The organism is Acinetobacter seifertii (assembly GCF_000368065.1).
Taxonomy (GTDB): Bacteria; Pseudomonadota; Gammaproteobacteria; order Pseudomonadales; family Moraxellaceae; genus Acinetobacter; species Acinetobacter seifertii.
This window is the reverse complement of sequence record NZ_KB851199.1, coordinates 330,609-355,921: the sequence shown is the minus strand read 5'-3', so window position 1 is coordinate 355,921 and position 25,313 is coordinate 330,609. Positions and strand designations below refer to the sequence as shown.

The following is a 25,313-nucleotide window of genomic DNA, read 5'->3' as shown; positions in this document are numbered from 1 at the left end:
TTTTACAGTTGGAAGGACTAGAATGCGTCCCACAAGCTGCGGTGGTGGTGGAATTGGTAGACACGCTACCTTGAGGTGGTAGTGCCTTCGGGCGTGGGGGTTCAAGTCCCCCCTTCCGCACCAACTTTGAACCAGAAAGTTGAGTGCAAGCAGTTTATTGATGCGGGATGGAGCAGTCTGGTAGCTCGTCGGGCTCATAACCCGAAGGTCGTTGGTTCAAATCCAGCTCCCGCTACCAATTTGATTAAGGTGCAACTTAATCAAGCGAATATTAGATAAGTTTACATTGACTTTTTTTGATATTTGTATATAATTTTTGCACGTTGATGCGGGATGGAGCAGTCTGGTAGCTCGTCGGGCTCATAACCCGAAGGTCGTTGGTTCAAATCCAGCTCCCGCTACCAAGTTTCTTAAAAGAGGCTCACAGACAAGTGGGCCTTTTTGCACAGTGGACTATTGTTTTCTGTGCTACATAGGGGCGATTAACGCCCTTTTTTATTGGTTATCGTATCGCTATCGTGTAGTGTCGACATCAATTGGTCAAATAGTCATGCTTCACTATAGTAGGTCTGTGTCGGTTAAAACAACCGATTGAATCGCACGAGAATGACGAGAGTAAATGAAATTATCAAATAAATCCCAAGCATTGTATGACATGATTGCCCCAGCAGTGCAAGCATGTAGTGTTGACCTGTGGGGAATTGAATTCCTTCCACAAGGTAAACGTTCATTATTGCGTATTTATATCGATAGACCAGTTGATGAAAATGCTGAACCAGTGATTAATGAAGATGGTGAAGTAGAACAAGGTCGTGGTATTGGTGTGCAAGATTGTGTACGAGTTACACAACAAGTCGGCGCAATGTTAGATGTTCATGACCCGATTTCAGGTGAGTATTCATTAGAAGTTTCTTCACCAGGTTGGGATCGCCCATTTTTTCAACTCGAACAATTGCAAAGCTACATTGGACAACAGGTTGCTTTGCGTTTAATTTCAGCAGTAGAAAATCGCCGTAAATTTCAAGCAAAACTCCTTGCTGTAGACCTTGAAAATGAAGAGATTAAGGTTGAAGTTGAAGGAAAGCATGTGCTTGATATCGACAGCAACAATATCGATAAAGCAAACTTGATCTATCAAGATTAAATTTATTTAAATTATATAAGAAATCGGTAGGTGACTTATGGGCCGCGAAATTCTTACCGTTGTAGAAACGGTTAGTAATGAAAAAGGTGTTAGTCGTGAAGCGATCTTCGAGGCTTTAGAACAAGCTCTAGTTGCTGCAACGAAGAAAAGATTTTACGAAGGTACACATGCTGAAGAAGCTCAGCTTCGTGTAGAAATTGATCGTAAAACAGGTGATTACCGTACATTCCGTCAATGGACTGTTGTGGCAGATGAAGATCATGAAATGCCAGCTTGCCAAGACGCGATTTCTGATCTTGACCCATCTAAATGGTCAATTGGTGATGTACGTGAGCTCGAAGTGGAATCTATCGAGTTTGGTCGTATTGCTGCACAAATTGCAAAACAAGTTATCGTACAAAAAATTCGTGAAGCTGAGCGTGCTTTAGTTGCTGATGCATACGAGTCTAAAGTTGGTGAGTTGATTTACGGTGAAGTGAAAAAACAAACCAAAGATGGCTTTATTATCGACTTAGGCGACAACGCAGAAGCTTATCTTGCACGTGAAGAAATGATTCCTAAAGAAATTCTTCGTCCAAAGCAACGTGTAAACGCTATTTTATATAATGTTAACCGTGAAGGTCGTGGCGCTCAGTTGTTGTTATCACGCGCTAAGCCTGAAATGTTAATTGCTTTAATGAAAAAAGAAATTCCTGAAATTTCTGAAGAAATCATTGAAATTAAAGCAGCAGCACGTCAACCGGGTGTTCGTGCTAAAATTGCAGTGAAAACAAATGATCACCGTATTGACCCTGTAGGTGCGTGTATTGGTATGCGTGGTACGCGTATCCAAGCTGTGCAACAAGAGTTAAATGGTGAACGTATTGATGTAGTGGTTTGGTCTGATGATCCAGCTCAATACATTGCAAGTGCATTAGAACCAGCTGATGTTTCAGGCATCGTGCTTGATGAAGATGCAAGAAGTGCCGACATTATTTTTGCAACCAGCGATCAATTGGCTCGTGCGATTGGCTCACAAGGTCAAAACGTTCGTTTGGCTTCTGATTTAACTGGTTATAAACTCGACATGATGCTTGAAGAAGAGTATCGTGCTCGTCAGCAAAATGAAGCTCAGCAGTATCTTGACATGTTTGTATCACGTTTAGATATTGAAGAAGATTTAGCAATGGCATTGGTGGAAATGGGCTTCACTTCTCTAGAAGAGATTGCTTATGTACCTGCTGAAACTTTTGACGAAATTGAGCTTGACGCTGAATTGGTTGAGTTATTGCAAAGTCGTGCAAAAGAAGCAGCTCTTACTGATGCTTTGAAACAGCAAGAAAATATTCAAGAACCGAGCGCAGACCTCCTCACTATGGAAGGCATGACTTCTGAGATCGCTTACTCGCTTGCCGCTCGCGGTATTATTACCGTTGATGATTTGGCAGATCAGGCTACTGACGATATCTCTGATATTGAAGGTCTTGATCATGAAAAAGCTGGTCAATTGATCATGAAAGCTCGCGAATCATGGTTTAACTAGGAGATGAAATATGACGGACAAGTCGATTAAAGAGTTAGCTCTCACTGTAGGACGTCCTGTTGAGAAGCTCCTAGAACAGGCTCGTGAAGCAGGTTTGCCTCAACGTACAGCAGACGACATTATTACCACTGAACAACAGGATACTTTGGTCAATCATTTGAAAAAAGTACATGGTCAGGAAAGTGGTAACACAGGAAAAATTGCGTTGAAACGTAAAACAACCAGTACCGCTAAAGTTGCAAGTACTTCAGGTAAAGCAAAAACAATTAACGTAGAAGTACGTAAAAAACAGGTTTTTGCTAAGCCAAACCCAGAACAAATTGCAGCAGAAGCTAAAGCGCGTGCAGAAGCAGAAGCTAAAACACGTGCAGATCAACAAGCGCGTGATACTGCAGAGCAAAAAGCGCGTCTTCAAACAGAGCAAAAAGCAAAAGCAACTTTAGATGCTATGCGTGCTGCTCATCAACAAGATAGCGCTGCACAGTCAGCACCTAAAGCTGCTGTTGTAGTGAAAAAACGTGGTGGTGGTACAGTAAAACCTGCACCAAAACCAGCAGAAACTTTAGAGCAAAAGAAAGCACGCGAAGCACAAACAGCTCAGTTAAAAGCAACTGAAGAAGCTGCACGTCGTAAAGCGGCTGAAGAAGCTCAACAACGTACACTTGAACAAATGCGCAAAATGGCGTCTAAGTATTCAAATGATGATACAACGACAACAATTCGCGTAATTGATGATTCTCCACTTGCTTCAGGTCTTGTTGGCCAAGCTTATGAAGATTCATTCAAGCAAGAAGACCGTGAAATTAAACGCGGTGGTGCAACTACTAACCCGCGTGCTGGTAAGAAAGGCGGTCGTCGTGGTCAAGAAGAGCAAAGCTTCGTTAACCATAACAAACGTGGTTTAAAATCAAGCCAAGCAAATAAGCATGGATTTGAAAAGCCAGTTAAAAAGCAAGTCTACGATGTAGAAATCGGTTCAAGTATTGTTGTTGCCGATCTTGCTCAAAAAATGGCGATTAAAGTACGTGAAGTTATCAAAACACTTATGAAAATGGGTGAGTTGGTTAACCAAGATCAAGCGATTGACCAAGATACAGCAGCACTTGTTGTAGAAGAAATGGGCCATAACCCTGTTCTAGTTTCTGATACACAAGCGGAAGATAACTTGCTTGAAGCGGCTGAAGAAGCACGTGGTGAGCAAACAACTCGTCCACCAGTTGTTACGATTATGGGTCACGTTGACCATGGTAAAACATCATTGCTTGACCGTATCCGTCGTTCGAAAGTGGCGGCTGGTGAAGCAGGTGGTATTACCCAGCATATTGGTGCGTATCACGTTGAAACAGACAAAGGAATCATTACATTCCTTGATACACCGGGACATGCTGCGTTTACTTCAATGCGTGCACGTGGTGCTAAAGCGACAGATATCGTGGTATTGGTTGTTGCGGCAGATGACGGTGTAATGCCACAAACTGCAGAAGCAATTGACCATGCTCGTGCAGCAGGTACTCCAATTATTGTTGCAATCAACAAAATGGATAAAGAATCTGCTGATCCAGACCGTGTGTTAAATGAATTAACAACGAAACAAATCGTTCCAGAAGAATGGGGCGGTGATGTTCCGATTGCTAAGGTTTCTGCACATACTGGACAAGGTATTGATGAACTCCTTGATTTAATTCTTATTCAATCGGAATTGATGGAATTAAAAGCATCTGCTGAAGGTGCTGCGCAAGGTGTTGTTATTGAAGCACGTGTTGATAAAGGCCGTGGTGCAGTAACTTCTATTCTTGTTCAAAACGGTACATTAAATATTGGTGACCTTGTTCTTGCAGGTTCATCTTATGGTCGTGTCCGTGCAATGTCTGATGAAAACGGTAAGCCAATTAAATCAGCAGGACCATCTATTCCAGTAGAAATTCTGGGTCTTCCAGATGCTCCAATGGCAGGTGATGAAGTTCTTGTTGTAAATGACGAGAAGAAAGCACGTGAAGTTGCCGATGCTCGTGCTGACCGTGAACGTCAAAAACGTATTGACCGTCAAAGCGCAATGCGTCTTGAAAATATTATGTCGTCAATGGGCAAAAAAGACGTTCCTACAGTGAACGTTGTTTTAAGAACTGACGTACGTGGTACTTTAGAAGCATTAAATGCAGCTTTATATGAACTATCTACTGATGAAGTAAAAGTTCGTGTAATTAGTTCAGGTGTTGGTGCGATTACTGAGTCTGATGTGATTCTTGCTGAATCTTCAGAAGCTGTATTGTTAGGCTTTAACGTTCGTGCTGATACAGCTGCTCGTCAACGCAGTGACCAAGACGGTATCGATATTCGTTACTACAGCATCATTTATGAATTAATTGATGATGTGAAAGATGCCATGAGCGGTAAACTTGCTCCTGAACACCGTGAAACAATCTTGGGTGTTGCTGAAGTACGTGAAGTATTCCACTCAAGTAAGTTTGGTGCAGCAGCAGGCTGTATGGTACTTGAAGGTACATTGCATCGTAATAAACCGATTCGCGTATTACGTGATGACGTGGTTGTGTTCCAAGGTGAACTTGAATCATTACGTCGTTATAAAGATGTGGTTGAGGAAGTTCGTGCCGGTATGGAATGTGGTCTTGCGGTCAAAGGTTATAAAGACATCAAAGTACAAGACAAGATTGAAGTATATGATGTTCAATTGATTAAACGGAGTCTTTAATGGCGGGTAGCCAACGCTTAAAGCGCATGGCGGATTCAGTACAACGCGAGTTGTCTGAGCTAATCCGTCAAGAGCTTAAAGATCCTCGCTTAGGTGGTCTAGTGACCATCTCTGCGGTGAAAGTCAGTGCGGATATGGGATATGCTGAAGTTTACGTTACTGTTATGGGGCGTGAGCTAGGTGATGAACAAAGTGAAGCAGCAAATAAAGAAACTTTAGATGTATTAAATAAAGCTTCTGGTTTCTTGCGTCATGAGTTAAGCCGTCGTATTAAAACTCGTATTACGCCTCGTTTACGTTTCCATTACGATAAGACTAATGCATATGGTAACTATATGTTTGGTCTTATTGAAAAAGCGGTACAAGATTTACCGGAACGTAAGTCAGATGACCAAGAGTAATTAAAACTCAAAATAAAAAAGCCACCTTGGGGTGGCTTTTTTATTATTCAACATTTTACTTAATGTTTAGGTGGATCCATCGGAGGTTTATTCTGTGAAAAGCGTTGTCCGATTTTATAACGATCCCATGGTAATGGACGTTCTATTGCTTCAGGAACTTCACCACTGAGTGAGCGTAAGCGTAGATGCAGTGCCGCTTGTGCTATTAAATTGGCTGAAACAGGAGCTGTAATAAAAGCCAAAAGTGTGATCAATAGTTCGGCAAAACCAAAGCGGCCTTGGAAAGCAAAAAAGATCATTGAAGCAATTAAAAAGCTACCTAAACCCAACGTGCTCGATTTGGTAGGTGCATGTAAGCGCATAAATAGATCGGGTAGGCGTACCATTCCGATCGACCCGACTAACATAAAGAATGCACCGAAAACCAGAAAGATCGAAACAATAATTTCCATTGTAAATTGCATTTTGACCTCCCTTTAATCGATCACATGACCAGTTGTGAAATAACGTGCCAAAGCAGCTGTCGAAACAAACCCTAGCATGGCAACCAATAATGCCCCTTCAAATAAAGAGGTGGTTGTCCAATAGATACCTAATACAACAATCAGACAAGTTGCATTTAGAAAAAGCGTATCGAGTGCCAAAAGACGATCTACAATTGATGGCCCCATCACCATTCGAAACAAGCAAAGCAACATAGAGATTGTGATAGCAATCATGCTAATACCAAGAGCATAAGGTAGGATGATCATATGTTGTCCTCCGATTTGCTTTTTACATCAAAAATCTCCATGAGCGGAGCTTCATAACGTTGTTTGATGTCTTGCACATCACTTTCGGTATTTTCTGTACTCAGTGAGTGCACCAGAATATCACCACGTTCTTGATCAATACCAGCTGAGACAGTTCCCGGTGTTGTGGTAATAATCATTGCCAGTAAGGAATTTACCTGTTCATGTTCCGTTTCTAAAGGCACACGGTACCATTTAGGATGTAATTTTTTAGGCGGCCCTAATACCAGCTTTGCAACACGAAAATTGGAAATAACAATATCCCAAAGTACAATAAAAAATAGTTTTATTGCTGGTTGCCAATGGATGTGAGGTGTTCTGGTAATAAAAGGTCGAACTAAACGCGGAATCACAAGACCCAAAATTACAGCCATAAGTAGGTCACTGGCATCAAGACTATGCGAGAGCATTAACCAGAAAATAATAATCAAAAAAGAAACAAATGGATGTGGGAACCAACGTTCAAGCAATTTAGATAGCTGCATTGTTAAGGCTCCATAGGTTTCAGTTGACTTTCATCAGCAATCGTTGGTGTTAGCAATTTTTCCTGCTGCTGAATTTGGCGGCGCTTATATTCGGAAATATGCTCACCGTTAAAAGTGTCTTTAGAAATAATGTCAGGAACGAGATATGCATTATGATCTTCAACTTCTCCACCATACTTTGTTTCTGGTAAATAAGATGAGTCATAAGGCTGAACACTAATAGTTTCGCCATTTTGGTCAGTCTTAAGAATAGACTGCTGATAGAGCGCATGGTTTTGAATTTGTTGAGCCGTACCAGTGGTGTAGTGCAATACGGGTGAAGCAAACACTACATAAGTGATCAAGCCTGCAAGCAGAATATAAATAACCGAATCATTACGTGGTGGTGCTTGTACAGGTAGAGCTTGATAACTCATGTAAGCAGGATTTTTTGGGTCTTCTTCTGGTACTGAAGCTCTCCAGAATAAAATAAACCCGATACGTGTTAACGCAATAATGCTTAATAGACTTACAACAAGCACGACTCCAATGATCCAGCCTTGATATGCAGTTTCAACAGTCGCTTGTAGAATAAATACTTTCCCAAAGAAGCCACTAAAAGGCGGTAACCCGGCAAGCATCATTGCAATTAAAAAATAAGTCAGCATCGCTGCTTTTTCTTGCTTGATTCGCGGAGCAATCTTTAAGTGATCTTTAAAGTCACCACGTTGTGAAGTCATCCAGCCACAGAACAGGTAAAACGCAGCACCAATCAGTGTACTATGTACGAGATAGAACAATGCTCCTGACCATGCTTGCGTGTTTGACATTGCTATTGCGGTCAATAGAGTACCAATCGAAGACAGCACCATAAAACCAACAAAACGTCTGAGACGATCTGCACCAATTGCTGCAATCACACCATATAAAGAAGTGACTAAACCAATTGGAAGAAGCCAACCTTTAAAGATTTCCTGACTGATTACATCGTTAAATACTGTTCCATTGACACGTAAAATGGCATAAATCCCCACTTTGGTCATAATGGTAAATATTGCTGCAACGGGCGTACTTGCAACGGCATAAGTTTTTGGTAGCCAAAAACCAACCGGTAACATGGCAGCTTTAATACCAAATACAACAAATAAGAGTAGGGCACCAGCAACTGCTAATTTATGCTGGTCTGCATCTAAAGTTGGTAAAAGGCGTGAAACGTCAGTCATATTTAGACTGCCTACACTGCCATAAATCATACCAAGGCCAATTAAGAATAGGGCAGAGGCTAAAAGATTGATAATGACATAGTGTACGCCAAGTTGAAATCGTGGCTTCCCTTGTCCATGTAGTAGCAGGACATAAGACGCCATAAGCAAAATTTCAAAGAAAACGAACAGGTTGAATAAGTCACCTGTGAGAAATGCTCCGCATAATCCCATTAAAAGAAAATGGAATATGGCGTGGAAATAGCGTCCACGTGTATCCCAATTTGCGCTGGCATACCATAGAACTGGAACTGCTAATGCATTGGTTAAAACCAGCATAAATGCAGAGAGTCGGTCGAGTACCAAGACAATACCAAAAGGAGCTGACCACTCACTCAACTGATAAACCGTAATTTGTCCGGTATTTGCAACAATAAGATAATTAACAGCAGTGGCTAAGCCTGCAACTGCTGAGACTAAACTAATGCCACGACGCCAAGGTTGTCGCCAATCTTCTTTCAATGCGCCAGCGCCAGGATTACCTAAAAGTAATAAGATAAAACCAGTAAAAGCAGGAATGAGGATGCTGAAAATAGGTGTATTTGCTTGCCAAAAAGATAAAAAATCAAACATCACGGCTCATCCTCACGTGGGTCGTATGTTGGGGAAATATCTTCTTTAGCATCAACATGATCACTACCTGATTCATAGCGGCTTCGTAATGCTAGTTGCACAATGAACGCTGTAGTCGCAAAGCCGATAACAATCGCAGTTAAAACAAGTGCTTGAGGAAGTGGGTCTGTAATATTCGTCGTTTCAGTTAAAATTGCAGGTGAGCTCACTTGTAAGCGGCCCATCGCGAATAAAAATAAGTTAACTGCATAACCGAGTACGGCTAATCCCAATACAACAGGGAATGTACGTGCACGCAAAATGAGATAAATGCCTGTCGCAACAAGTAGCCCAATGGCAGAGGCCAGTAAGAATTCTAAACTGATCATGATGATTTCTCCCCATGAGGTACAGGACCAGACATACTCGAGTGGCGAGAGTCCCCTAATACAGAAATGAGTAGCATCGTGGCACCTACCACTGTGATATACACACCCAAATCGAAGCTTGCTGCTGAAGCCAGATGTAGTTTTCCTAAAACTGGTAACTCAACATAGACATGAGCACTAGTTAAGAATGGGCGTGCCCAGAACCATGCGGCAATACCAGTTAAGCCTGCAATTGTTAAACCCGAACCAATCCAGACTTCGTATAGACGACCAGATTGTGCTTTTAGCATTTGTTCCGCTTGATCTTGACCTAAAGCAATGTACTGAATAATGAGTGCCATTGAGGTAATTAGACCTGCAATAAAGCCACCGCCAGGATAATTATGTCCGCGCATAAAGATGTAGACACTTACGACAAGTGCTAAAGGCAGTACCCATGATGCCGTAATACGGAACATGAGTGGAGATGGGTTAAAGCGATATGTGAGGCCTTGTGTCATGGTGGTACCATGTACCCGCATACCATCCATTAAGCAAAGTGCTCCAATCGCAGCAATGCCGAGTACAGTAATTTCACCGAAGGTATCGAAGCCACGGAAGTCGACTAAAATGACATTTACAATGTTTGAACCACCACCTAGTGGTAAAGACTGCTGCGCAAAGAACCATGAAATTGAATTGTGATCACGAGTTAAAATGAGCCACGTAATCCAGCCGATACCTAAACCACCAATAATTGCTAAAGCTGCATCTCTTAAACGTCGAGAACGAAGAGATTCATATGGTGTGAGTTGGGGAAGTAGAGATAAACTCATTAACAGCAATACAGTAGTAACTACATCGACTGTAATTTGAGTCAGCGCTAAGTCTGGTGCCGACATGGTGACAAATACCATGGTAACCACAAGACCAATTGCACCGCTAATCAGTACTGCTTTGATACGCTCATGATGAAACCAGAGCATCATCCAACAACCAGAGAATAATGTTAGCCAAAGAACAATAGCAATCCATGGTGCATGTGTCAGTTCACGGGTACCTGTTGTAAGCCCTTGATTGATTAAAGGCAGGGTAACCATGATGATGCTAAAAGCAATGATGAGGAACAGGTAACTTTGTAGCGAACCATTCTCAGTTTTTTGTTTGATTTTACGGCTAGTTAATAATAAATGTTTTAAAAATAAATCAAACAAAATGCGACCTTGTAAGCGACCGAGTCTTGGATCGAGGTCAATTTTACGAATCATGCCGTCTTTTGCTAAAGCAAAATAGAAAAGTGTACCGCCCACTAAGGCAATAATACTCATGATTAAAGGTGCATTGAATCCATGCCAGATTGCAAGATGAGTTCCTGCAAAATCAGGCTGCATGAGACTTGCGCGTGTCACACTGTTAACTAAAGGCTCGACTAGTAAGGATGGGAAAATACCCACTAAAATACAGAGTGTTGCAAGTAGTATGGCTGGTGCTCGCATGCCAATTGGTGGTTCATGCGCATTTTTATTTGGCACTTGTTTACCAATTGGACCGTCAAAGAACACGCCGTGTACTAATCGGATTGAATAACTCACTGCAAAAATACCAGCAAGAGTCGCAACAATGCTGGCAAAGATAACTGTTGAACCTGAAAGGTTTGCTAACAGTTCGGTAAAGAACATTTCTTTTGAAATAAAGCCATTGGTGAGCGGAACACCTGCCATTGATGCTGCAGTAATCATGGTAAGTGTTGCGGTAAACGGCAGTAATTGCCATACCCCACTTAACTTTCTAAGATCACGTGTACCAGTTTCATGGTCAATAATCCCTGCAATCATAAACAGCGCAGCTTTAAATGTTGCATGGTTAATAATATGAAAAACCGCTGCTGCAACAGCTAAAGGTGAGCCAATACCAAGCAAGCAGACGATAAGACCTAAATGACTAATGGTTGAATAGGCTAACAGTCCTTTTAAATCTTCTTTAAAGATTGCAAAGCATGCGGCCATACAGAGCGTAAATAGGCCTACAAAAGTAACGATGTTGTGATAAAGCGCGGCACCAATAAAGATAGGTGCAAGACGAGCTAATAAGAAAATACCAGCCTTAACCATGGTTGCTGAGTGCAAATAAGCCGATACCGGAGTGGGTGCAGCCATTGCATTGGGTAACCAAAAATGGAAAGGGAACTGCGCACTTTTTGTAAAAGCACCGAGTAAAATAAGCAAAAGCGCTGGAACGAAAAGATGATGACTTTGAATGAGATCTTTCATTCCGACAATGTCATTAATTTCGTAGGTACCTGTGATTTGTCCTAATAAGACAAATCCACCTAGCATAGCGAGTCCACCCATTCCTGTGATGGTAAGTGCCATACGTGAGCCACGCTGGGCTGCTTCGTAATGACTCCAGTAACCCACTAATAAGAAGGATGAAATACTGGTAAGTTCCCAAAAGACTAATAAAATAATTAAATTATTGGAAAGAGAAATACCCAACATAGCTGCCATAAACAGCATGAGTAATAAATATAGTTTACTTAGTGAATTTTTAGGGCCTAAATAGTAATAGGCATAAATATAAATGAGTGTACCGATACCGGTAATAAGAAGAGAAAATAATAAACCAAGGGCATCAAGTCTAAAGCTCAGATTAATCCCAAGTTGTGGTAACCAATCCCAACTTTGTTGAATGCTTGCACCACTAAGCACTGTTTTAGCTTGAGTCAGTAATAAACCAAAACTGGTTAAACTGACTCCGATTGCCCCTAAAGCCGTTACTCCACGTGAAAACCGTTGAAGCAATGAAACAAGGGTGGTGCCTAATATTAACGGTAATAAGATAATTATCGGTAGCACACTCGTATCCATATATAATTTAGACCGAAGCCTAAAGGTGAAATTTTCATTTCAGAATAGATAGGAATTCAAAGAGATTTCCAAAGCTTATATTCTGAAAACCCGACCAAATTAGAAAAATAAAGCGAGAAACAAGTTGTATTGCGCAACTTGAATAATAAAAACGCAAAATGAAATTTATTGTACACTAAAAAATCATTAAAAATCTGATGTTATTACATGCGGTAACAACATCTAGTGATTTTTCAGCTTAAAAACCAGATTTCATCGTATATTTAGCGAATGAGGTTTTTATTATAAAAATTGCACTAAATGAATAATAACGTTTTAAAGAGAAGAAGTTTCTTCTGAAGTATCTCCTGTATGAATCATACGTAATAATTCAATTTTTTGCTGTTCATTTAAGCTTTGGATTTGTTGGTACAAACTGTCGATTTGAGTTATTGAAGGTTGAGTATCAAGCGGTAGCGTATCGACATGAGGAACTGTTTCATCTCTTTGCAATAGCGTATAAAGGTGCTCAAGCTGCTGTTGAGTGGTATTTAAATCAAGTTGAGTAACCTTGCCATGTTCTAATTTAAGACATTGGTAGGTAACTGCATGTTCAAGTAGTTCTTCACGACTTCCAGTCACAATAATTTGTAAACGCGGAAAGGCTTGATGTAAACGATTTAAAATTTCAGAACAATGCAGAGCATCTAATTGCGAATCAATCTGGTCAATTAACAAAACTCCTTCGCCTTCAAGGCAAGGGTTTAGGCTCAATGGATTGAGCAAACAAAGTCTACGAACAATATCACCTACCAAAGCAATCCATGTTTTTGTGGTATTTGAAAGTTGCTGAAACGTTAAAATCTCACCTTGGTAATGGGCCATAAGTTGAAGCTTTGGGTGATATTGTAAATAGAGCTCAGAAAGCTCTGGAAAAACAGTTTTTAACGCTGATTTGAGTGCGTATAAATTTGGTGAGGGAAGTTGCTTTGGTTGTCCTGCCAATTCGATTTGAAGTTGGCGTAAAAGTTCGTCCTGATCTTCTGGATTTGATTGTTGTGAAATAATTTTTTGTACAACATGAGCTGCTTGCGCATTTTCAATATCGCTAATTTCACGTAGCCATTCAAAAAAGCGAGTAAACGTTGTAAATGGAATTAAACTAATATCGTAAGCAGAAATAGATTGGGTAATGCCAGGTAGGTTTTTGTTGAGCAAACTTATATCGTTAACAAAGCGCTCAGATGGATAATAGGCAAGTAAGGGCAGACCTTGAAGTGGGTCTTTTCTCGTTACTTGATGATAAAGTGCAATGGCTTGATCGAGTTGTTGAGTTTCGACTTGACTCATGCCTATTCCACTCGAATTTAAGGTCTTAAACAGTTTCCAGCTACAAAGTGATGTGTCAGTCTGCTGTACTGAAGTTGTTTCAGGGAGTTGACCAAACTCTGAAGGAATATGAATACTGACTTCTATTTTAGACTGCAAACGAGAAAGGGTAATGTCTTGATCAGGCATAACCACGCCTGGAGTACGGACATCTTTCAAGCGAGCAGGAAACCATGTTAAGGCATTATAAATATGCTTAAGTAGCATACTTTTTCCGGTTGCCTGTTCACCTAAAATTAAAGTAATTGGTTGTTTATCATATTCAAACTGGATCTTTAGATCATGAAACAGAGCAACATGTTTAAATTGGATAGATTCAAGTCTCATAGGCTCACCTAATTATGAGCGCTTCAACCAACCGACTTTCGAAGACTTAAAGGCGCCCTTACTTTTAATTGTTGTATCAGATCATAAAGATGATGGATGTTTAGACTTACTTTAGCACGAGTACAGGCCACGTAAAGTAATCTTAATTCTTCATCTGTAATCTTGTGCTCTAAGCCATTAATTTTAAATTGATAGTCATCTTCAATATGGACACGATTCCATTCTAGTCCTTTTGCTTTATGGGCAGTAGAGATGACATAGTCAGCGTGCTCAAGTGGAGTGATCTTTGCAAGCGCTTTTTTTAGTGGGTCAGTGCCGTGATCATCTACCAGTTTAACCAAGGGTTTAATGTCACTTCCTTCATTGGTTTCACAATATTCATGAACATCATGCCATGAGTTAAACCATGCCAACTCGGGAACGTCAGTAACTCGTTTCCCCTGTTTCAAGAGACTCGCAGCATCTACAAAACGGTTTAATTTTTGATGGTCTGCCTGCAAACTTACTTTATCACCGTGAACTAAACCAGCTAATAAAAGCTCCATTGCCCGAGCATTGGTACGACACAAAATCGCATCACGCATTTTGGTATGAGGCTTATTGACGACACTTGATTTTTGGTTCAGATTGCCAAGCAGAGGAACTGTTTCATTTAACCCCCCTAGCAAAGCGTTGGCGACATCGGCAATTGCCTCTCCAAAACGGAAAGAAGTGGTGAGACGAGACTCTGGCAAAGGTAGTTGTTGCATGGCATTTACTGCACCGCGCCACGCGTAGATTTGCTGATGTGCATCGCCTACATAAATAACTTGCGTACTTTTTTGACGAAGTAAGATACCTAACATTAAAGGATCAGCATCTTGGGCTTCATCAAATAAGACATAATCGGCTGGAATGTTAGGTTCAGACAATGCCCAAAGCTTGAGATAAATATCGTGACCAATTCCGGCTTGATGGTTCGGGTCGATAGACTCTAACCAGCGCCGTTCAACAGCAGGGTAAAGGTGGGTTTGTAGCTCAGTAATATCGTCTGGATGTAACCAGTTGGGTGCCTGAATATGTCGAGGAGCGGGGTATTGTGAGCTAGTCGAACAGAAATAGCTCACCGCATTTGCGACAAGGCTTGCGAGGCGACTTGGCATTAAGACGTATTTTTCATAACGCCCACCCATCATACGTCGCAAGGTAATCGGTTCTAGTCGATATTCTTTTGCAATAAAGCTTGGACTTAAACGAGGCAAGCGTAATTTATCAGTCACACCACGTGGCACACTACGAAACGCGAGTGAGTGAAAAGTACGGGAGTCTACATTGCGATGAAATTTGTTCTGAGCTTCGCCTGCAATGGCCTTGTTAAATGCTAGGTACATACCACGCCGTTCAGGCATGGCATCGCTAATCATTTGTAATGTGGTGGTTTTACCTGTACCCGCATAGGCAATCACTTTAAATGATTGCCCAAGACGTCCATTATCTATGGCAATTGCTTGCTCATAGGTGGCTTTAGGTTTTTCGATATTCGACACTGAGTGATTTTAAACCTTGTTGCGGTTAGCTTTTTCAACTAAACCGGATAAACCCTGACGACGAGCTAATTCGTCAATAATAAGTTGTGGATTAAGATCGAAATAACCCAACATGACAATGCTATGGAACCACAAATCGGCAGTTTCATAAATCAAGTCATTTAAATTGCTTTCTGTATTCTGAGCAGCGTAGTCTTTTGCAGCAATAATAGTTTCTACGCTTTCTTCGCCAACTTTTTCTAAAATTTTATTGATGCCTTTTTTGTAGAGGCTTGCCACATATGAAGTGTCTGCTTCTGCTTGCTTGCGCTCTTGCATTAATTGCCCTAAGTGAGCAAGCACATCAACTTGTTCAGTGGTGTGAGCGTGATCGTGGCTTTCAGTTTTAGCTTTGTCACCATAAATTGCGGTAGGATCTTTTAATTGTGCATCGACAATTTCCCAACCCTGTGGAGTAAGTTTACGGTAGAAACAAGACTCACGACCTGTATGGCACGCGATACCACCGTGCTGTTCAATTTGTAGAATAATTACATCGCCGTCGCAGTCTAAACGAATTTCATAAACCGTTTGGAAATGGCCTGATTCTTCACCCTTGTGCCAGAGTTTTTGGCGAGAGCGAGAGAAGTATACAGCCTGATTTTTTTCTGCTGTGAGCGCAAGTGATTCACGGTTCATCCACGCTACCATCAAAATACGTCCGGTTTGATGATGTTGAGCAATGGCAGGGATAAGACCTTGTTCGTTAAATTTTACTTCATCGAGCCATTGCGTGTTATTCATGAGGAATCACCAAAGAAATATGAACTATAAATTGATTTCAATCTGATGCTAAAAAATAGCTTGTATAGTGTACGGCATCAACGTCGCTTTGCGGAAAAATTCTTTGTCCTTTTTGTCTTTGCTAGCGTAATGAATAGCTTGTAACACTTACCAATCTGTATCTTATTCAAATGACTAAGGCGTGAGAATATTTGAAATCTCAATCAAATTTTGATCTGGATCACGAATATAAACTGAAAGAATAGGATGCATTGCACCCGTACGTTCCACAGGACCTTCTTCAATTTGAATATTTAACTGATTAATGTGTGCAACCACTTCGGAAATGGGAGTGTCTGAAATAAAACACAAGTCGGCAGATCCGGGAGTCGGCTGTAATGCCTTCGGTTCAAACTCGTTGCCTTGCTGGTGTAAATTTATTTTTTGATTTCCAAACTTTAGAGCCTTTCTATTACCTTTAAACGTGATGACTTCAAACCCCAATACGGTTTGATAGAAATTACATGTATTCTCAATACTGGCAGCAGTTAAAACAAGATGATCAAGATGGCTGATTTTCATATGCTACTCACAAGTATTCAATAGGGTTAATAGTCAGACAGGGATTCATTTTTTAAATGAAACGCACGGCTTTCTTTAGGTAATTGAGCGACTTGATCATAATTAAGTTGTTGAAACGGACTAGTCTTTAAACCTGAAATTGTGATGGCCATTTCCTTTCGAAAATAGGGAATTTGATACATCCACGGAAAAACAAGATCTCTTAAACTTCCAGTCCACCAATGATCAGATTGATAAAGTGGTGTTAATGAGCGACTGAGAAATTGATAAAACTGGGTGGATGACTGGCGAAGCTGGTGATAGTGCTGCCAGAGTAGGGACCAATCAATATTCTGATTCTTATTGGCATGTTGTAATGATTGAGAAAAAGCCCAAGCATCTAATAATGCCATATTGGCGCCTTGCCCTAACTGTGGACTCATTGCATGAGCTGCATCTCCAATTACCCCGATTCTTCCTTGACCAAATTGAGTCATGACGACATCACGATAGTTTGCAGATAACCATTTAGGCTCAGTTGGACTGTTATACAAAATTTCTTTGAGCCATTCTGCAACTTTGGACCATCGCTCTGAGACTTGCTTTAACCAAGCCTGCTTGGCTTGTTCATCTTGCAAAAAGCTTTGTAATTGTGGGGTAGGTAAGCTCCAAAATATACTCGAAAGGCGCTGTTGAGGTTCTGCTGGAATGGCTCCAGTAGGAAGAATTCCCATCATAATTTTCGAGCGATCATAAAATTGATGCAGAATCTCAGAATCGAGGACTTGGCACTCAGGCACGATACTCCACGCCGCTCCCCATGGATAAGCTTTGTCAACCTTTACCCATGCTTTGGGGCGTAACTGGCTACGAGCACCATTGGCAATAAGTAGGCCATCAAAGCAAGCATCAAACTTTTGGTTTTGATGGCTGCCGAATATCCGAACTTCATCGTTATGTTCTTCAAAACTTTCAATAGAATGGTTCATACACCAAGTAATCTGGCTTGAATACTCGCTAAGCTTTTGAGTGAGTACATGACATAAAGTGGCACGGTGTATACCTAAACCATAAAGATTTGCTGATGCTTCGTGATAATAACTGTTAACTAAAAGGCGCTTATCCGGAAGTTGTCCTTCTAGGCCTGTGACTCTCGCACCTAAGGTTAAGGCTTTGTCGAGTACACCTAAATGTTCAAATACAGCTAAGCCCGCAGGTTGTAGTAATAACCCAGCACCTACTGGAGATAACTCATCAACTTGTTCAAAAATAGTAACGTTATTGCCTTCTCGGGCAAGCAAAATGGCAGTGGCTAAACCTGCTGTACCTGCACCAACAATGGCAAAATGAGGTGTTTTCATTGTTTGTTCTTTTCAAGCATTTATGAATGTTAATTTAGCAATGAACGAATAAGCGATCTATATTTTTTAAAAATTAAAGTTGGCCATAAAAAACCCTTGCACTTGCAAGGGTTTTAGAACTTATTTCAATATACGCCAAAGCGCTAATAAACTGCTTAGCACAATTAAAATAATAGAAACAAACCAAGGGCTAATAATCGCGATGGTGAGCAAAATCAGCATGGTACTGCCAAATATCCAACTGCGGCGTTGTTGATGTTCCATTTGCAAACGAAGTTGCTGCATTTCGCGTAACTGACGGTCTTGCCAAGCAGACTGATTTTTTAAACCATTTAAACTATCAACAATTAAGCTTGGGAAATCTTGGGCACCTAAAAGCAGGTCAGGTAGTTGCTGTCCTAACTCTTTTATATTTTTGACTGGGTTCATGTTGGCTTTGACCCATTCTGTCAAAATTGGTTTTGCCAATTTCCAGATGTCGAGCTGCGGGTAAAGATCGGTTCCTAGGCCTTCGACATGCACTAAAGTTTTGAGTAGCAGCATGAGCTGTGGTGGAATCTCTAAATGGAAGCGACGAGCAATATCCATTACTTGAATCAAGATACCCGCAAAATCAAGTTGATCCATTGGTTTAGATACCATTGGGCCAACGGTGCGACGCATTTCGCGCGATAGCGCATCTTGGTCTGTACCTGGTGGAATCCAACCAGCTTGATGCACAATTTGAATGAGCTGCATAAAGTTGCTGTTCATTACCGCAAGCAACATGCGGGCAATGGTCATTTGGTCATGCTTAGACAACTCGCCCATAATTGCACAGTCGAGTGCAATAAAGCGTGGATTGCTTGGGTTAATTGTTTCTACAAAGACATTGCCAGGGTGCATGTCGGCATGGAAAAAGTTATCGCGGAATACTTGTGTAAAGAAAATGGTTAAACCTTTTTCTGCAAGTTGAGCGCGATCCATGCCTAGACGGTCAAAGGTTGCCGTATCTGAAATAGGAACACCTGTAATGCGCTCTGCTACCATGACATCTTTGGTGTCCATGTAGACTTCAGGCACATACATCATGGTTGAGCCAGTAAAATAATGGCGCATACGACGAGTGTTATCTGCTTCAATACTCAAGTCCAGCTCATTTAAGATAATCTGGCGGTAATCTTGAATAATTTCAGATAGATGTAAGGCACGAGCAGCTTCAAGGCGGCTTTCTAGTGTGTTGCCTAACCATGCCAAAATCTCAAAGTCTTGCAAAATTTGGTTGCGAATGTCAGGACGAGTCACTTTAACAACAACTTCTCGACCATCGTGCAAAGCAGCAGTATGAACTTGTGCAATTGAAGCAGCTGCTAATGGCTGGTCATCAAATCGTGCAAACAAGGTATTTACGTCAGCTTTTAATGATTCTTGAATACGTTGTTTGGCAACATTGCTATCAAAAGGTTTTACCTGATCTTGAAGTAAGACCAATTGAGCGAGTATTTCAGGTGGAATCAAATCACGTCGAGTTGACAGTAATTGTCCAAGCTTAATTGCAAGCGGTCCCATCTCTTCCAAAGCTTCTTTGAGCTTTAAAGGATTTTTACGTTCGCGACTAGACCATGCAGCTGGGTGCATTTTAATAACACTTAATGCACGTTGAGCTTTAACTGGTAATTCATCCGCAGGGAACAACGTATCGAGTCTATAGTGCGCTGCAATACGCCAAAGTTCGAGTAAACGTGAAACGTGCGGAATCATATACAGTCTTACCTAGTCTTGAGTGGGTTGTAGTTGTGCATTGAGCTGCTGCAATTTAGCTTCTAGACGGTCAATATCTTGATTAAGCTTACGCGTAGCTTGATTTAAATTGTCCATTTCCCAACGTGGGGCAAATAAACCACTGTCTTCTTTTAAAGCATCTTCAGCAAAAAATAGATGGCTTTGAAGAGAACGTTTTAAATGCTTTGGTGCAAGCTGAATCTTGCCAATTTCATGAGCGAGTTGAGGACCAACCCATTTTGATAAATGCGCAGCTAAATCAGGTTCAGCTTGCTGCATAATTTTTTGAATATCTTGTAATAGGTGATAGTCACCTTCTAGTGGGATATTACCAATCTGGTCTGCATCACTCACCAATAGTTTGATGAGTTCAACCACATCTTTAACGTGCAAAGTTGCTGTTGCTTCAGAAATTTTGAATTGCGGATCAAAAGGGCGTTGTTCAAAAATAGAAGGTTTTTCGCTATGCCCAGTTGCAGTAGGTTCAAGACGTACTTTTTCTTGGTCAAAGAATACATCGACAGAAAGTTGCGGGCTATCGATCACAACACGCAACATTTTGCCCTGTAACTGATTGAGCTGAATGCGGGTTAATGCATCCAGATCGATCAGATGATGAATGATACGTTCGACTGCACCAAGTGCCAGAATCGACCACATATCGCTATACCTTACAGTTTGAAGCCACGGTGAACGGCAACGATACCAGCAGTTAAGTTGTGATAGTCACAGTTCTGGAAACCAGCATTTTCCATCATACCTTTTAAAGTACGTTGGTCTGGATGCATACGAATTGATTCAGCTAAGTACTTATAGCTTTCTGAGTCATTGGCAACCAATTTACCCATAATCGGTAAAGCAGTGAATGAATAAAGATCATAAAGTTTTGAGAATGGCTCAAATACAGGTTTAGAGAATTCAAGAATCAGTAAACGACCGCCTGGCTTAAGTACACGGAACATAGAAGCAAGTGCTGCATCTTTATCAGTTACGTTACGTAAACCAAAGCTAATAGTAACAAGGTCAAAGCTGTTGTCTGCAAATGGCTCTAATGTTTCTGCATTGGCAAGAACGAAATCGACATTGGTACAGCCTGCATCGATCAGACGGTCACGACCAACATTCAGCATAGACTCGTTAATGTCTGAAAGTACCACATGACCTTGCGGACCTACTTCACGGCTAAATACTTTTGCTAAGTCGCCTGTACCGCCAGCAATATCCAACACGTGTTGACCACGGCGAACACCAGACATATTAATTGCAAAGCGCTTCCATAGACGGTGGATACCAAATGACATCAAGTCATTCATAAGGTCATATTTGCTTGCAACCGAATGGAAAACTTCAGCAACTTTTTGAGCTTTATCTTCAGTTCTAACTGTTGAGTAACCAAAGTGTGTTGTTTCACCAACGTTGCCAGTGTTACCTGCGCCACGTGGTAAATTATATTTAGGTACAGAACCACTAACAGGTGTATCTGTTAGCGTTTGCTGTAAAGATTGTTGTTGCCCTTGAGGAGTACCTTGCGGTAAAGGTGAGCTTAGGAATGGGCTAACTTTGTCTGAACTTTGTGCCTGCTCAGTTGGAGATGTTGGCTTTTGGTTTTCGTTAGACATATTGTCTCTCCTAGACTCAAACTCAAGTGAAACGGAATAAGTTCTGCATGATGACAGATTTTGTCTATTTTTACAGGCATCATCATGCAAATATAATGAATAAAATCTCAACTTCGCGAGGTTGAGTTTTTTCTATGTGCCGACCTTATCACACTCTAAACGGATTCGGATGTCCTGAATGTACTTTTTCAACAATCTGACGTTCTTTTTCCGTAAAAGTCTTAATAAAAGCCTCAGCCGATTTTAATGGTTTCATTGCGCTAAAACCATCCTGAATAAAATCATACATCAATTCAAAGTGATATTTTTGAGCAATACCTTTACACATTTTAAAAGCAGTGAACATCATAAACGAACGCATGTATTTATCTAAAGCGATCCCTAGATCGTCAAGAAGAGCAAGCTGTTGATAACGGGCTTCTGCTTGATCAAGCTTGATTAAGGTTAAGCGCATGATCTCGTCGGTGAGTATGGTATCTGCTGGATAGTCTGTGAGAAGTTGCATGGCCACTTGCTCATCAAGTTGAGTCGCAAGCACAGCCAAACTTACCGATTTAGTTCCGGTTTTAATCGCATTTTCAGGCAATACTTTTTCGGCTTTATGGGCATATTTCAATAGACGTTCAATTTGTGCAGCAAGCGCATCGAACTCTGGGCCACCATATAAACGGTTTAAAAAATACTCTGACATGAGCTTATGCTCTGGCAAATTAAAAAAGTCATGATGGGTATCTTTCATCCGCTCTTTTAGCCATGTTTGTACATCTTGCAAACGTTGGGCAAGTACAGGATTATCATGATAATTAAATGTTTTATATTGTTGTAAAAGATCATCAAAAGCAGCGAGTTTAGACATGTAAGGCTCTAATATTGGGCTATTTACAAAAAATCATAAGAGGCATTGTAACCTTCTACTATGGCGAGTAGATGTAAAAAAATGATTTATGCGTCAATTTTTAAGTGAAATCTTGCCGCAATGACATAATTTGTATAGCAATTCATCATTTAAGCGCATAAGTTAAAGATCATCGAAATTAAACAATAAAAGATTAGAGCTCCAGACTATGAGTAAACAACAACCGAAATTCGAAATTCGAGATAAAGAACAGCTCTCAGTCGATTTGATTGAAGCACAATATGCTTTAAAAGATAGTCGAGGGAAGCCTAATGCTAAAAGTACATTGATATTAATGAGTGGTATTGAGCTTGCTGGAAAGGGGGAGGCTGTTAAGCAGCTTCGCGAATGGTTAGACCCGAGATATTTGCGGGTAAAAGCAGATGCGCCACGTATGCTTACCGATACAGAAGCATTTTGGCAGTTTTATTCAGAATTTATTCCAACTGAAGGCCAAATTGTGGTGATGTTTGGTAATTGGTATAGCGACTTGTTGGTTACTGCAACTCATGTTGCAGAGCCTTTGGATGAAGCACGTTTTGATGCCTATGTTGAAAATATGCGTTCATTTGAGCAAGACTTAAAAAATAATTATGTCGATGTGATTAAAGTCTGGTTTGATCTTTCTTGGAAATCATTGCAAAAACGGTTAGATAAAATAGACCCTTCTGAACAGCACTGGCATAAACTCCATGGCTTAGACTGGCGTAATAAAAAACAATATGACACTTTGCAAAATTTACGCCGCCGTTTTACCGATGATTGGTACATTATTGATGGGGAAGATGAAACACAGCGTGATCAGTTTTTTGCCCAATATCTTTTGCAAAATATGCGTGATTTACCTGAGCACGAAAGTGAAGTCAAAGGAAAATGGCAGCAAGCAAAGATTCCTGAAAGTTTGTTAAAACCTGCTCAGGAAAAGCTTGATAAAGCTGAATATAAAAAAGAGCTCGATAAACTGAGCAAAAGAATTGCAGATAGCATGCGCTTTGATAAACGAAATGTGGTAATTGCGTTTGAAGGAATGGATGCCGCAGGTAAAGGTGGTGCCATTAAACGAATTGTTAAAAATTTAGATCCGCGTGAATATGAAATTCACTGTATTGGAGCTCCTGAACGCTTTGAAGCGAGACATCCTTATTTATGGCGTTTCTGGAACCGTATTAATGAAGCTGAAAAAATTACGATTTTTGACCGGACATGGTATGGTCGCGTACTCGTTGAGCGAGTTGAAGAGTTTGCGTCACCTTTAGAGTGGCAAAGGGCATATGATGAGATTAACCGCTTCGAAAAAGATTTGTTTGATAGTCAAACCATTGTAGTGAAAATTTGGCTAGCAATTAGTAAAGATGAGCAAGAACAGCGTTTTAAAGCCAGAGAAGAGACACCACATAAACGCTTTAAAATTACCGCAGAAGACTGGCGTAATCGTGATAAATGGGATGATTATTTAAAAGCGGCGGCAGATATGTTTGAACGGACGAGCACTGAGTATGCGCCTTGGCATATTGTTGCGACTGATGACAAATATACAGCTCGGTTAGAGGTGTTAAGAGCGATTTTAAAACAGTTAAAGGCAGACTAAGGTCTCCTTTAACTGTTTAAATATTACTGCTTATTTGATTATGCAAGTTGATCCTTCATTGATGGGGATTCTATAGCAAGAGTTTTCCGATTGCGAAATACAATAAGCGTTGCAATTAAACTAATGATTGCGGCAAACATTAACCAGAAAGCAGGCATACTTTTGCTGCCAGATTCTTGTACAAGATATGTGGCAATCATAGGTGTTAACCCACCAAATATAGAAGTGGCAAGACTATACGCTACAGAGAATCCAGCAATTCTTACAGAGCTTGGCATCATTTCAGTGAGGGAAACAACCAATGCGCCGTTATAGAAGCTATAGAGCAGAGATAGCCAAAGTAGTGAAACTAACATGTGTGCCAAACTAATGTTTTGAGTCAGCCAGCTTAATAGTGGATAAGCACTTACAAAAATTAAAACTGTTGTGGTAATCAATAATGGTTTTCGACCAATTTTATCTGATAAATAACCACCTATAGGTAATAAAATAAAGTTACTTGCCCCGACCATTACCGTTGCAAATAAGCTTTCTGCAGTTGTTAAATGTAGAACTTCTTTTCCATAAGTTGGGGTGTAAACTGTAATGAAATAGAACATGGTTGTAGTTGTTGCAACCATACACATTCCAACAACTACAATTTTCCAATTCGCTGCAAGCGTTGACATAATTTGTTGGTGGTGTTTCAAAAAGTATGCTGACATTAAATGAAGCCATTATTGATGTAAAAAAAGGTTAAGTCGAAAGCTTTAAAATGGTTTTCAATCTTTTTTGAAAAATTACAACTCCTTCTAAAACCACGCCTAATTCGATGCCTTATTTTGCAATTATTACCTTCAATACCTACAGTAAAAAATTTACCAATACTTTGCTTGCAGTTTTTAAAAGCAGTTATGAAACTGTCCCAATGATCACTTGCAATTCGGGTGTAGTGAATACCTAATTGTTTAAGCTTTGTTTTCAATCGTTGAACTGTAGCTAAGTCTCTTTTACCCCAAACATAAGCAACAATCTCACCTGTTTCTCGATGGTAGGCGTAAATAAGCCATTGTTTATTATTTTTATTTCCCACAAAAGTCCAAAACTCATCAACTTCAAGAGACTCATAATGACTTTGTTTAGGCTGAATTTGGTAGGTCGATTCGGTTAAAGTACGTAAAACTTTACCGATACTGATTCGCTCAACTTCAGCGATATCTCGTATACCACTACCTCTGACCATCAACTGTAATATTTTTCGAGTAATGCCTGAATTACATCCTAGATAGCTCAGAGCATGGTCACCAATAAACTGACGTTTACAGTCTTTGCACTGATAGTTTTGTTTCCCATCTACTTTGATGCCATTTTTCTTTATACTGTCACTGAGGCAGGTTGGACATTTGATTTCTAGAGTTATTCGCATTTCTCTATTTTATCAAAATTCAACCTGCTTTGTTTCAGCATACTTTTTGAAACACCACC

At 40.5% G+C, this 25,313-nt stretch carries 21 protein-coding genes, 3 tRNA genes and 1 pseudogene; 8 read left to right on the top strand and 17 right to left on the bottom strand.

The window, feature by feature from the left end:
• Nucleotides 1-38: 38 nt before the first annotated feature.
• The 7 genes from F985_RS06610 to F985_RS06580 all read left to right on the top strand — a co-directional run bounded on the left by F985_RS06610 (nt 39) and on the right by F985_RS06580 (nt 5,777).
• Nucleotides 39-123 (top strand) — tRNA-Leu (locus F985_RS06610).
• A gap of 38 nt (nt 124-161) precedes the next feature.
• A tRNA-Met gene (locus tag F985_RS06605) sits at nt 162-238 on the top strand.
• Between the two features lie 89 nt (nt 239-327).
• Nucleotides 328-404: transfer RNA gene (locus F985_RS06600), tRNA-Met, on the top strand.
• Nucleotides 405-619: 215 nt separating this feature from the next.
• Nucleotides 620-1,144: a ribosome maturation factor RimP gene (gene rimP / locus F985_RS06595; RefSeq protein ID WP_004699069.1), complete on the top strand. Its 525-nt coding sequence runs from the start codon at nt 620-622 to the stop codon at nt 1,142-1,144.
• A gap of 37 nt (nt 1,145-1,181) precedes the next feature.
• A complete protein-coding gene (gene nusA / locus F985_RS06590; protein ID WP_004699068.1) occupies nt 1,182-2,666 on the top strand; it encodes a transcription termination factor NusA in 1,485 nt (494 codons plus the stop codon).
• 10 nt (nt 2,667-2,676) lie between these two features.
• On the top strand, nt 2,677-5,376 hold the full coding sequence (gene infB / locus F985_RS06585) for a translation initiation factor IF-2 (protein WP_004699066.1): 2,700 nt from the start codon (nt 2,677-2,679) through the stop codon (nt 5,374-5,376).
• Nucleotides 5,376-5,777 (top strand): ribosome-binding factor A, encoded by a 402-nt coding sequence (locus F985_RS06580; protein WP_002114836.1) that lies wholly within the window; start codon nt 5,376-5,378, stop codon nt 5,775-5,777. The genes infB and F985_RS06580 overlap by 1 nt, the downstream gene beginning before the upstream one ends.
• A 59-nt stretch (nt 5,778-5,836) precedes the next feature.
• Here F985_RS06580 and F985_RS06575 read toward each other — a convergent pair whose 3' ends face one another.
• From F985_RS06575 to F985_RS06505, 15 genes are all read right to left on the bottom strand, one after another.
• Entirely contained in the window at nt 5,837-6,241 is a 405-nt protein-coding gene (locus tag F985_RS06575; RefSeq protein ID WP_004699064.1) for a Na+/H+ antiporter subunit G, read from the bottom strand.
• Between the two features lie 12 nt (nt 6,242-6,253).
• Nucleotides 6,254-6,529 (bottom strand): monovalent cation/H+ antiporter subunit F, encoded by a 276-nt coding sequence (locus tag F985_RS06570; protein ID WP_004699062.1) that lies wholly within the window; start codon nt 6,527-6,529, stop codon nt 6,254-6,256.
• A complete protein-coding gene (locus F985_RS06565; RefSeq protein WP_004699061.1) occupies nt 6,526-7,053 on the bottom strand; it encodes a Na+/H+ antiporter subunit E in 528 nt (175 codons plus the stop codon). Before F985_RS06565 ends, F985_RS06570 begins: the two co-directional genes overlap by 4 nt.
• Nucleotides 7,054-7,055: 2 nt before the next feature.
• Nucleotides 7,056-8,867, bottom strand: a complete 1,812-nt coding sequence (locus F985_RS06560) for a monovalent cation/H+ antiporter subunit D (RefSeq protein ID WP_004699059.1) — start codon at nt 8,865-8,867, stop codon at nt 7,056-7,058.
• Nucleotides 8,867-9,235: a Na+/H+ antiporter subunit C gene (locus tag F985_RS06555; RefSeq protein WP_000624229.1), complete on the bottom strand. Its 369-nt coding sequence runs from the start codon at nt 9,233-9,235 to the stop codon at nt 8,867-8,869. Before F985_RS06555 ends, F985_RS06560 begins: the two co-directional genes overlap by 1 nt.
• Nucleotides 9,232-12,081, bottom strand: a complete 2,850-nt coding sequence (locus F985_RS06550) for a monovalent cation/H+ antiporter subunit A (RefSeq protein WP_004699057.1) — start codon at nt 12,079-12,081, stop codon at nt 9,232-9,234. Before F985_RS06550 ends, F985_RS06555 begins: the two co-directional genes overlap by 4 nt.
• A gap of 315 nt (nt 12,082-12,396) precedes the next feature.
• Nucleotides 12,397-13,776, bottom strand: coding sequence for an AAA family ATPase (locus tag F985_RS06545; protein WP_004699055.1), 1,380 nt, complete (start codon nt 13,774-13,776; stop codon nt 12,397-12,399).
• A 23-nt stretch (nt 13,777-13,799) separates the two neighbouring features.
• On the bottom strand, nt 13,800-15,302 hold the full coding sequence (locus F985_RS06540) for a UvrD-helicase domain-containing protein (protein WP_004699053.1): 1,503 nt from the start codon (nt 15,300-15,302) through the stop codon (nt 13,800-13,802).
• 9 nt (nt 15,303-15,311) lie between these two features.
• The gene (gene hisIE, locus F985_RS06535) at nt 15,312-16,085 is read right to left on the bottom strand and encodes a bifunctional phosphoribosyl-AMP cyclohydrolase/phosphoribosyl-ATP diphosphatase HisIE (protein ID WP_004699051.1); all 774 of its coding nucleotides are present in this window, start codon (nt 16,083-16,085) and stop codon (nt 15,312-15,314) included.
• A gap of 174 nt (nt 16,086-16,259) precedes the next feature.
• Nucleotides 16,260-16,646, bottom strand: coding sequence for a VOC family protein (locus tag F985_RS06530; protein ID WP_004699049.1), 387 nt, complete (start codon nt 16,644-16,646; stop codon nt 16,260-16,262).
• Nucleotides 16,647-16,672: 26 nt separating this feature from the next.
• Nucleotides 16,673-17,986: an FAD-dependent oxidoreductase gene (locus tag F985_RS06525; RefSeq protein WP_004699048.1), complete on the bottom strand. Its 1,314-nt coding sequence runs from the start codon at nt 17,984-17,986 to the stop codon at nt 16,673-16,675.
• Between the two features lie 120 nt (nt 17,987-18,106).
• Nucleotides 18,107-19,726, bottom strand: coding sequence for an ABC1 kinase family protein (locus F985_RS06520; RefSeq protein ID WP_004699046.1), 1,620 nt, complete (start codon nt 19,724-19,726; stop codon nt 18,107-18,109).
• Between the two features lie 12 nt (nt 19,727-19,738).
• Complete coding sequence (locus tag F985_RS06515; protein ID WP_004699044.1) at nt 19,739-20,407, bottom strand: ubiquinone biosynthesis accessory factor UbiJ; 669 nt, start codon at nt 20,405-20,407, stop codon at nt 19,739-19,741.
• Between the two features lie 11 nt (nt 20,408-20,418).
• Nucleotides 20,419-21,366 carry a bifunctional demethylmenaquinone methyltransferase/2-methoxy-6-polyprenyl-1,4-benzoquinol methylase UbiE gene (gene ubiE, locus F985_RS06510; protein ID WP_004699042.1) on the bottom strand — a complete coding sequence of 316 codons (948 nt, stop codon included), beginning with the start codon at nt 21,364-21,366 and terminating at the stop codon, nt 20,419-20,421.
• Between the two features lie 148 nt (nt 21,367-21,514).
• Nucleotides 21,515-22,222 (bottom strand): DUF8198 family protein, encoded by a 708-nt coding sequence (locus F985_RS06505; protein ID WP_004699041.1) that lies wholly within the window; start codon nt 22,220-22,222, stop codon nt 21,515-21,517.
• A 208-nt stretch (nt 22,223-22,430) separates the two neighbouring features.
• Between F985_RS06505 and pap the strand changes: the two genes are divergently transcribed.
• Complete coding sequence (pap, locus tag F985_RS06500) at nt 22,431-23,849, top strand: polyphosphate:AMP phosphotransferase (RefSeq protein WP_004699039.1); 1,419 nt, start codon at nt 22,431-22,433, stop codon at nt 23,847-23,849.
• Between the two features lie 38 nt (nt 23,850-23,887).
• Here pap and F985_RS06495 read toward each other — a convergent pair.
• Nucleotides 23,888-24,526, bottom strand: a pseudogene (locus F985_RS06495) (MFS transporter); the annotation flags it as partial.
• Nucleotides 24,527-24,552: 26 nt separating this feature from the next.
• Nucleotides 24,553-25,254, bottom strand: a complete 702-nt coding sequence (locus F985_RS06490; protein ID WP_001223318.1) for an IS1-like element ISPa14 family transposase — start codon at nt 25,252-25,254, stop codon at nt 24,553-24,555.
• Nucleotides 25,255-25,313: the final 59 nt, after the last annotated feature.

Coding starts and splice junctions, on each gene's coding strand:
- F985_RS06575 (WP_004699064.1), bottom strand. CDS start 6,241: ATGCAATTTACAATGGAAATTATTGTTTCGATCTTTCTGGTTTTCGGT.
- hisIE (WP_004699051.1), bottom strand. CDS start 16,085: ATGAATAACACGCAATGGCTCGATGAAGTAAAATTTAACGAACAAGGT.
- F985_RS06545 (WP_004699055.1), bottom strand. CDS start 13,776: ATGAGACTTGAATCTATCCAATTTAAACATGTTGCTCTGTTTCATGAT.
- F985_RS06490 (WP_001223318.1), bottom strand. CDS start 25,254: ATGCGAATAACTCTAGAAATCAAATGTCCAACCTGCCTCAGTGACAGT.
- F985_RS06555 (WP_000624229.1), bottom strand. CDS start 9,235: ATGATCAGTTTAGAATTCTTACTGGCCTCTGCCATTGGGCTACTTGTT.
- F985_RS06570 (WP_004699062.1), bottom strand. CDS start 6,529: ATGATCATCCTACCTTATGCTCTTGGTATTAGCATGATTGCTATCACA.
- F985_RS06525 (WP_004699048.1), bottom strand. CDS start 17,986: ATGAAAACACCTCATTTTGCCATTGTTGGTGCAGGTACAGCAGGTTTA.
- F985_RS06515 (WP_004699044.1), bottom strand. CDS start 20,407: ATGTGGTCGATTCTGGCACTTGGTGCAGTCGAACGTATCATTCATCAT.
- F985_RS06530 (WP_004699049.1), bottom strand. CDS start 16,646: ATGAAAATCAGCCATCTTGATCATCTTGTTTTAACTGCTGCCAGTATT.
- rimP (WP_004699069.1), top strand. CDS start 620: ATGAAATTATCAAATAAATCCCAAGCATTGTATGACATGATTGCCCCA.
- infB (WP_004699066.1), top strand. CDS start 2,677: ATGACGGACAAGTCGATTAAAGAGTTAGCTCTCACTGTAGGACGTCCT.
- F985_RS06550 (WP_004699057.1), bottom strand. CDS start 12,081: ATGGATACGAGTGTGCTACCGATAATTATCTTATTACCGTTAATATTA.
- nusA (WP_004699068.1), top strand. CDS start 1,182: ATGGGCCGCGAAATTCTTACCGTTGTAGAAACGGTTAGTAATGAAAAA.
- F985_RS06580 (WP_002114836.1), top strand. CDS start 5,376: ATGGCGGGTAGCCAACGCTTAAAGCGCATGGCGGATTCAGTACAACGC.
- F985_RS06565 (WP_004699061.1), bottom strand. CDS start 7,053: ATGCAGCTATCTAAATTGCTTGAACGTTGGTTCCCACATCCATTTGTT.
- F985_RS06560 (WP_004699059.1), bottom strand. CDS start 8,867: ATGTTTGATTTTTTATCTTTTTGGCAAGCAAATACACCTATTTTCAGC.
- pap (WP_004699039.1), top strand. CDS start 22,431: ATGAGTAAACAACAACCGAAATTCGAAATTCGAGATAAAGAACAGCTC.
- F985_RS06520 (WP_004699046.1), bottom strand. CDS start 19,726: ATGATTCCGCACGTTTCACGTTTACTCGAACTTTGGCGTATTGCAGCG.
- ubiE (WP_004699042.1), bottom strand. CDS start 21,366: ATGTCTAACGAAAACCAAAAGCCAACATCTCCAACTGAGCAGGCACAA.
- F985_RS06505 (WP_004699041.1), bottom strand. CDS start 22,222: ATGTCTAAACTCGCTGCTTTTGATGATCTTTTACAACAATATAAAACA.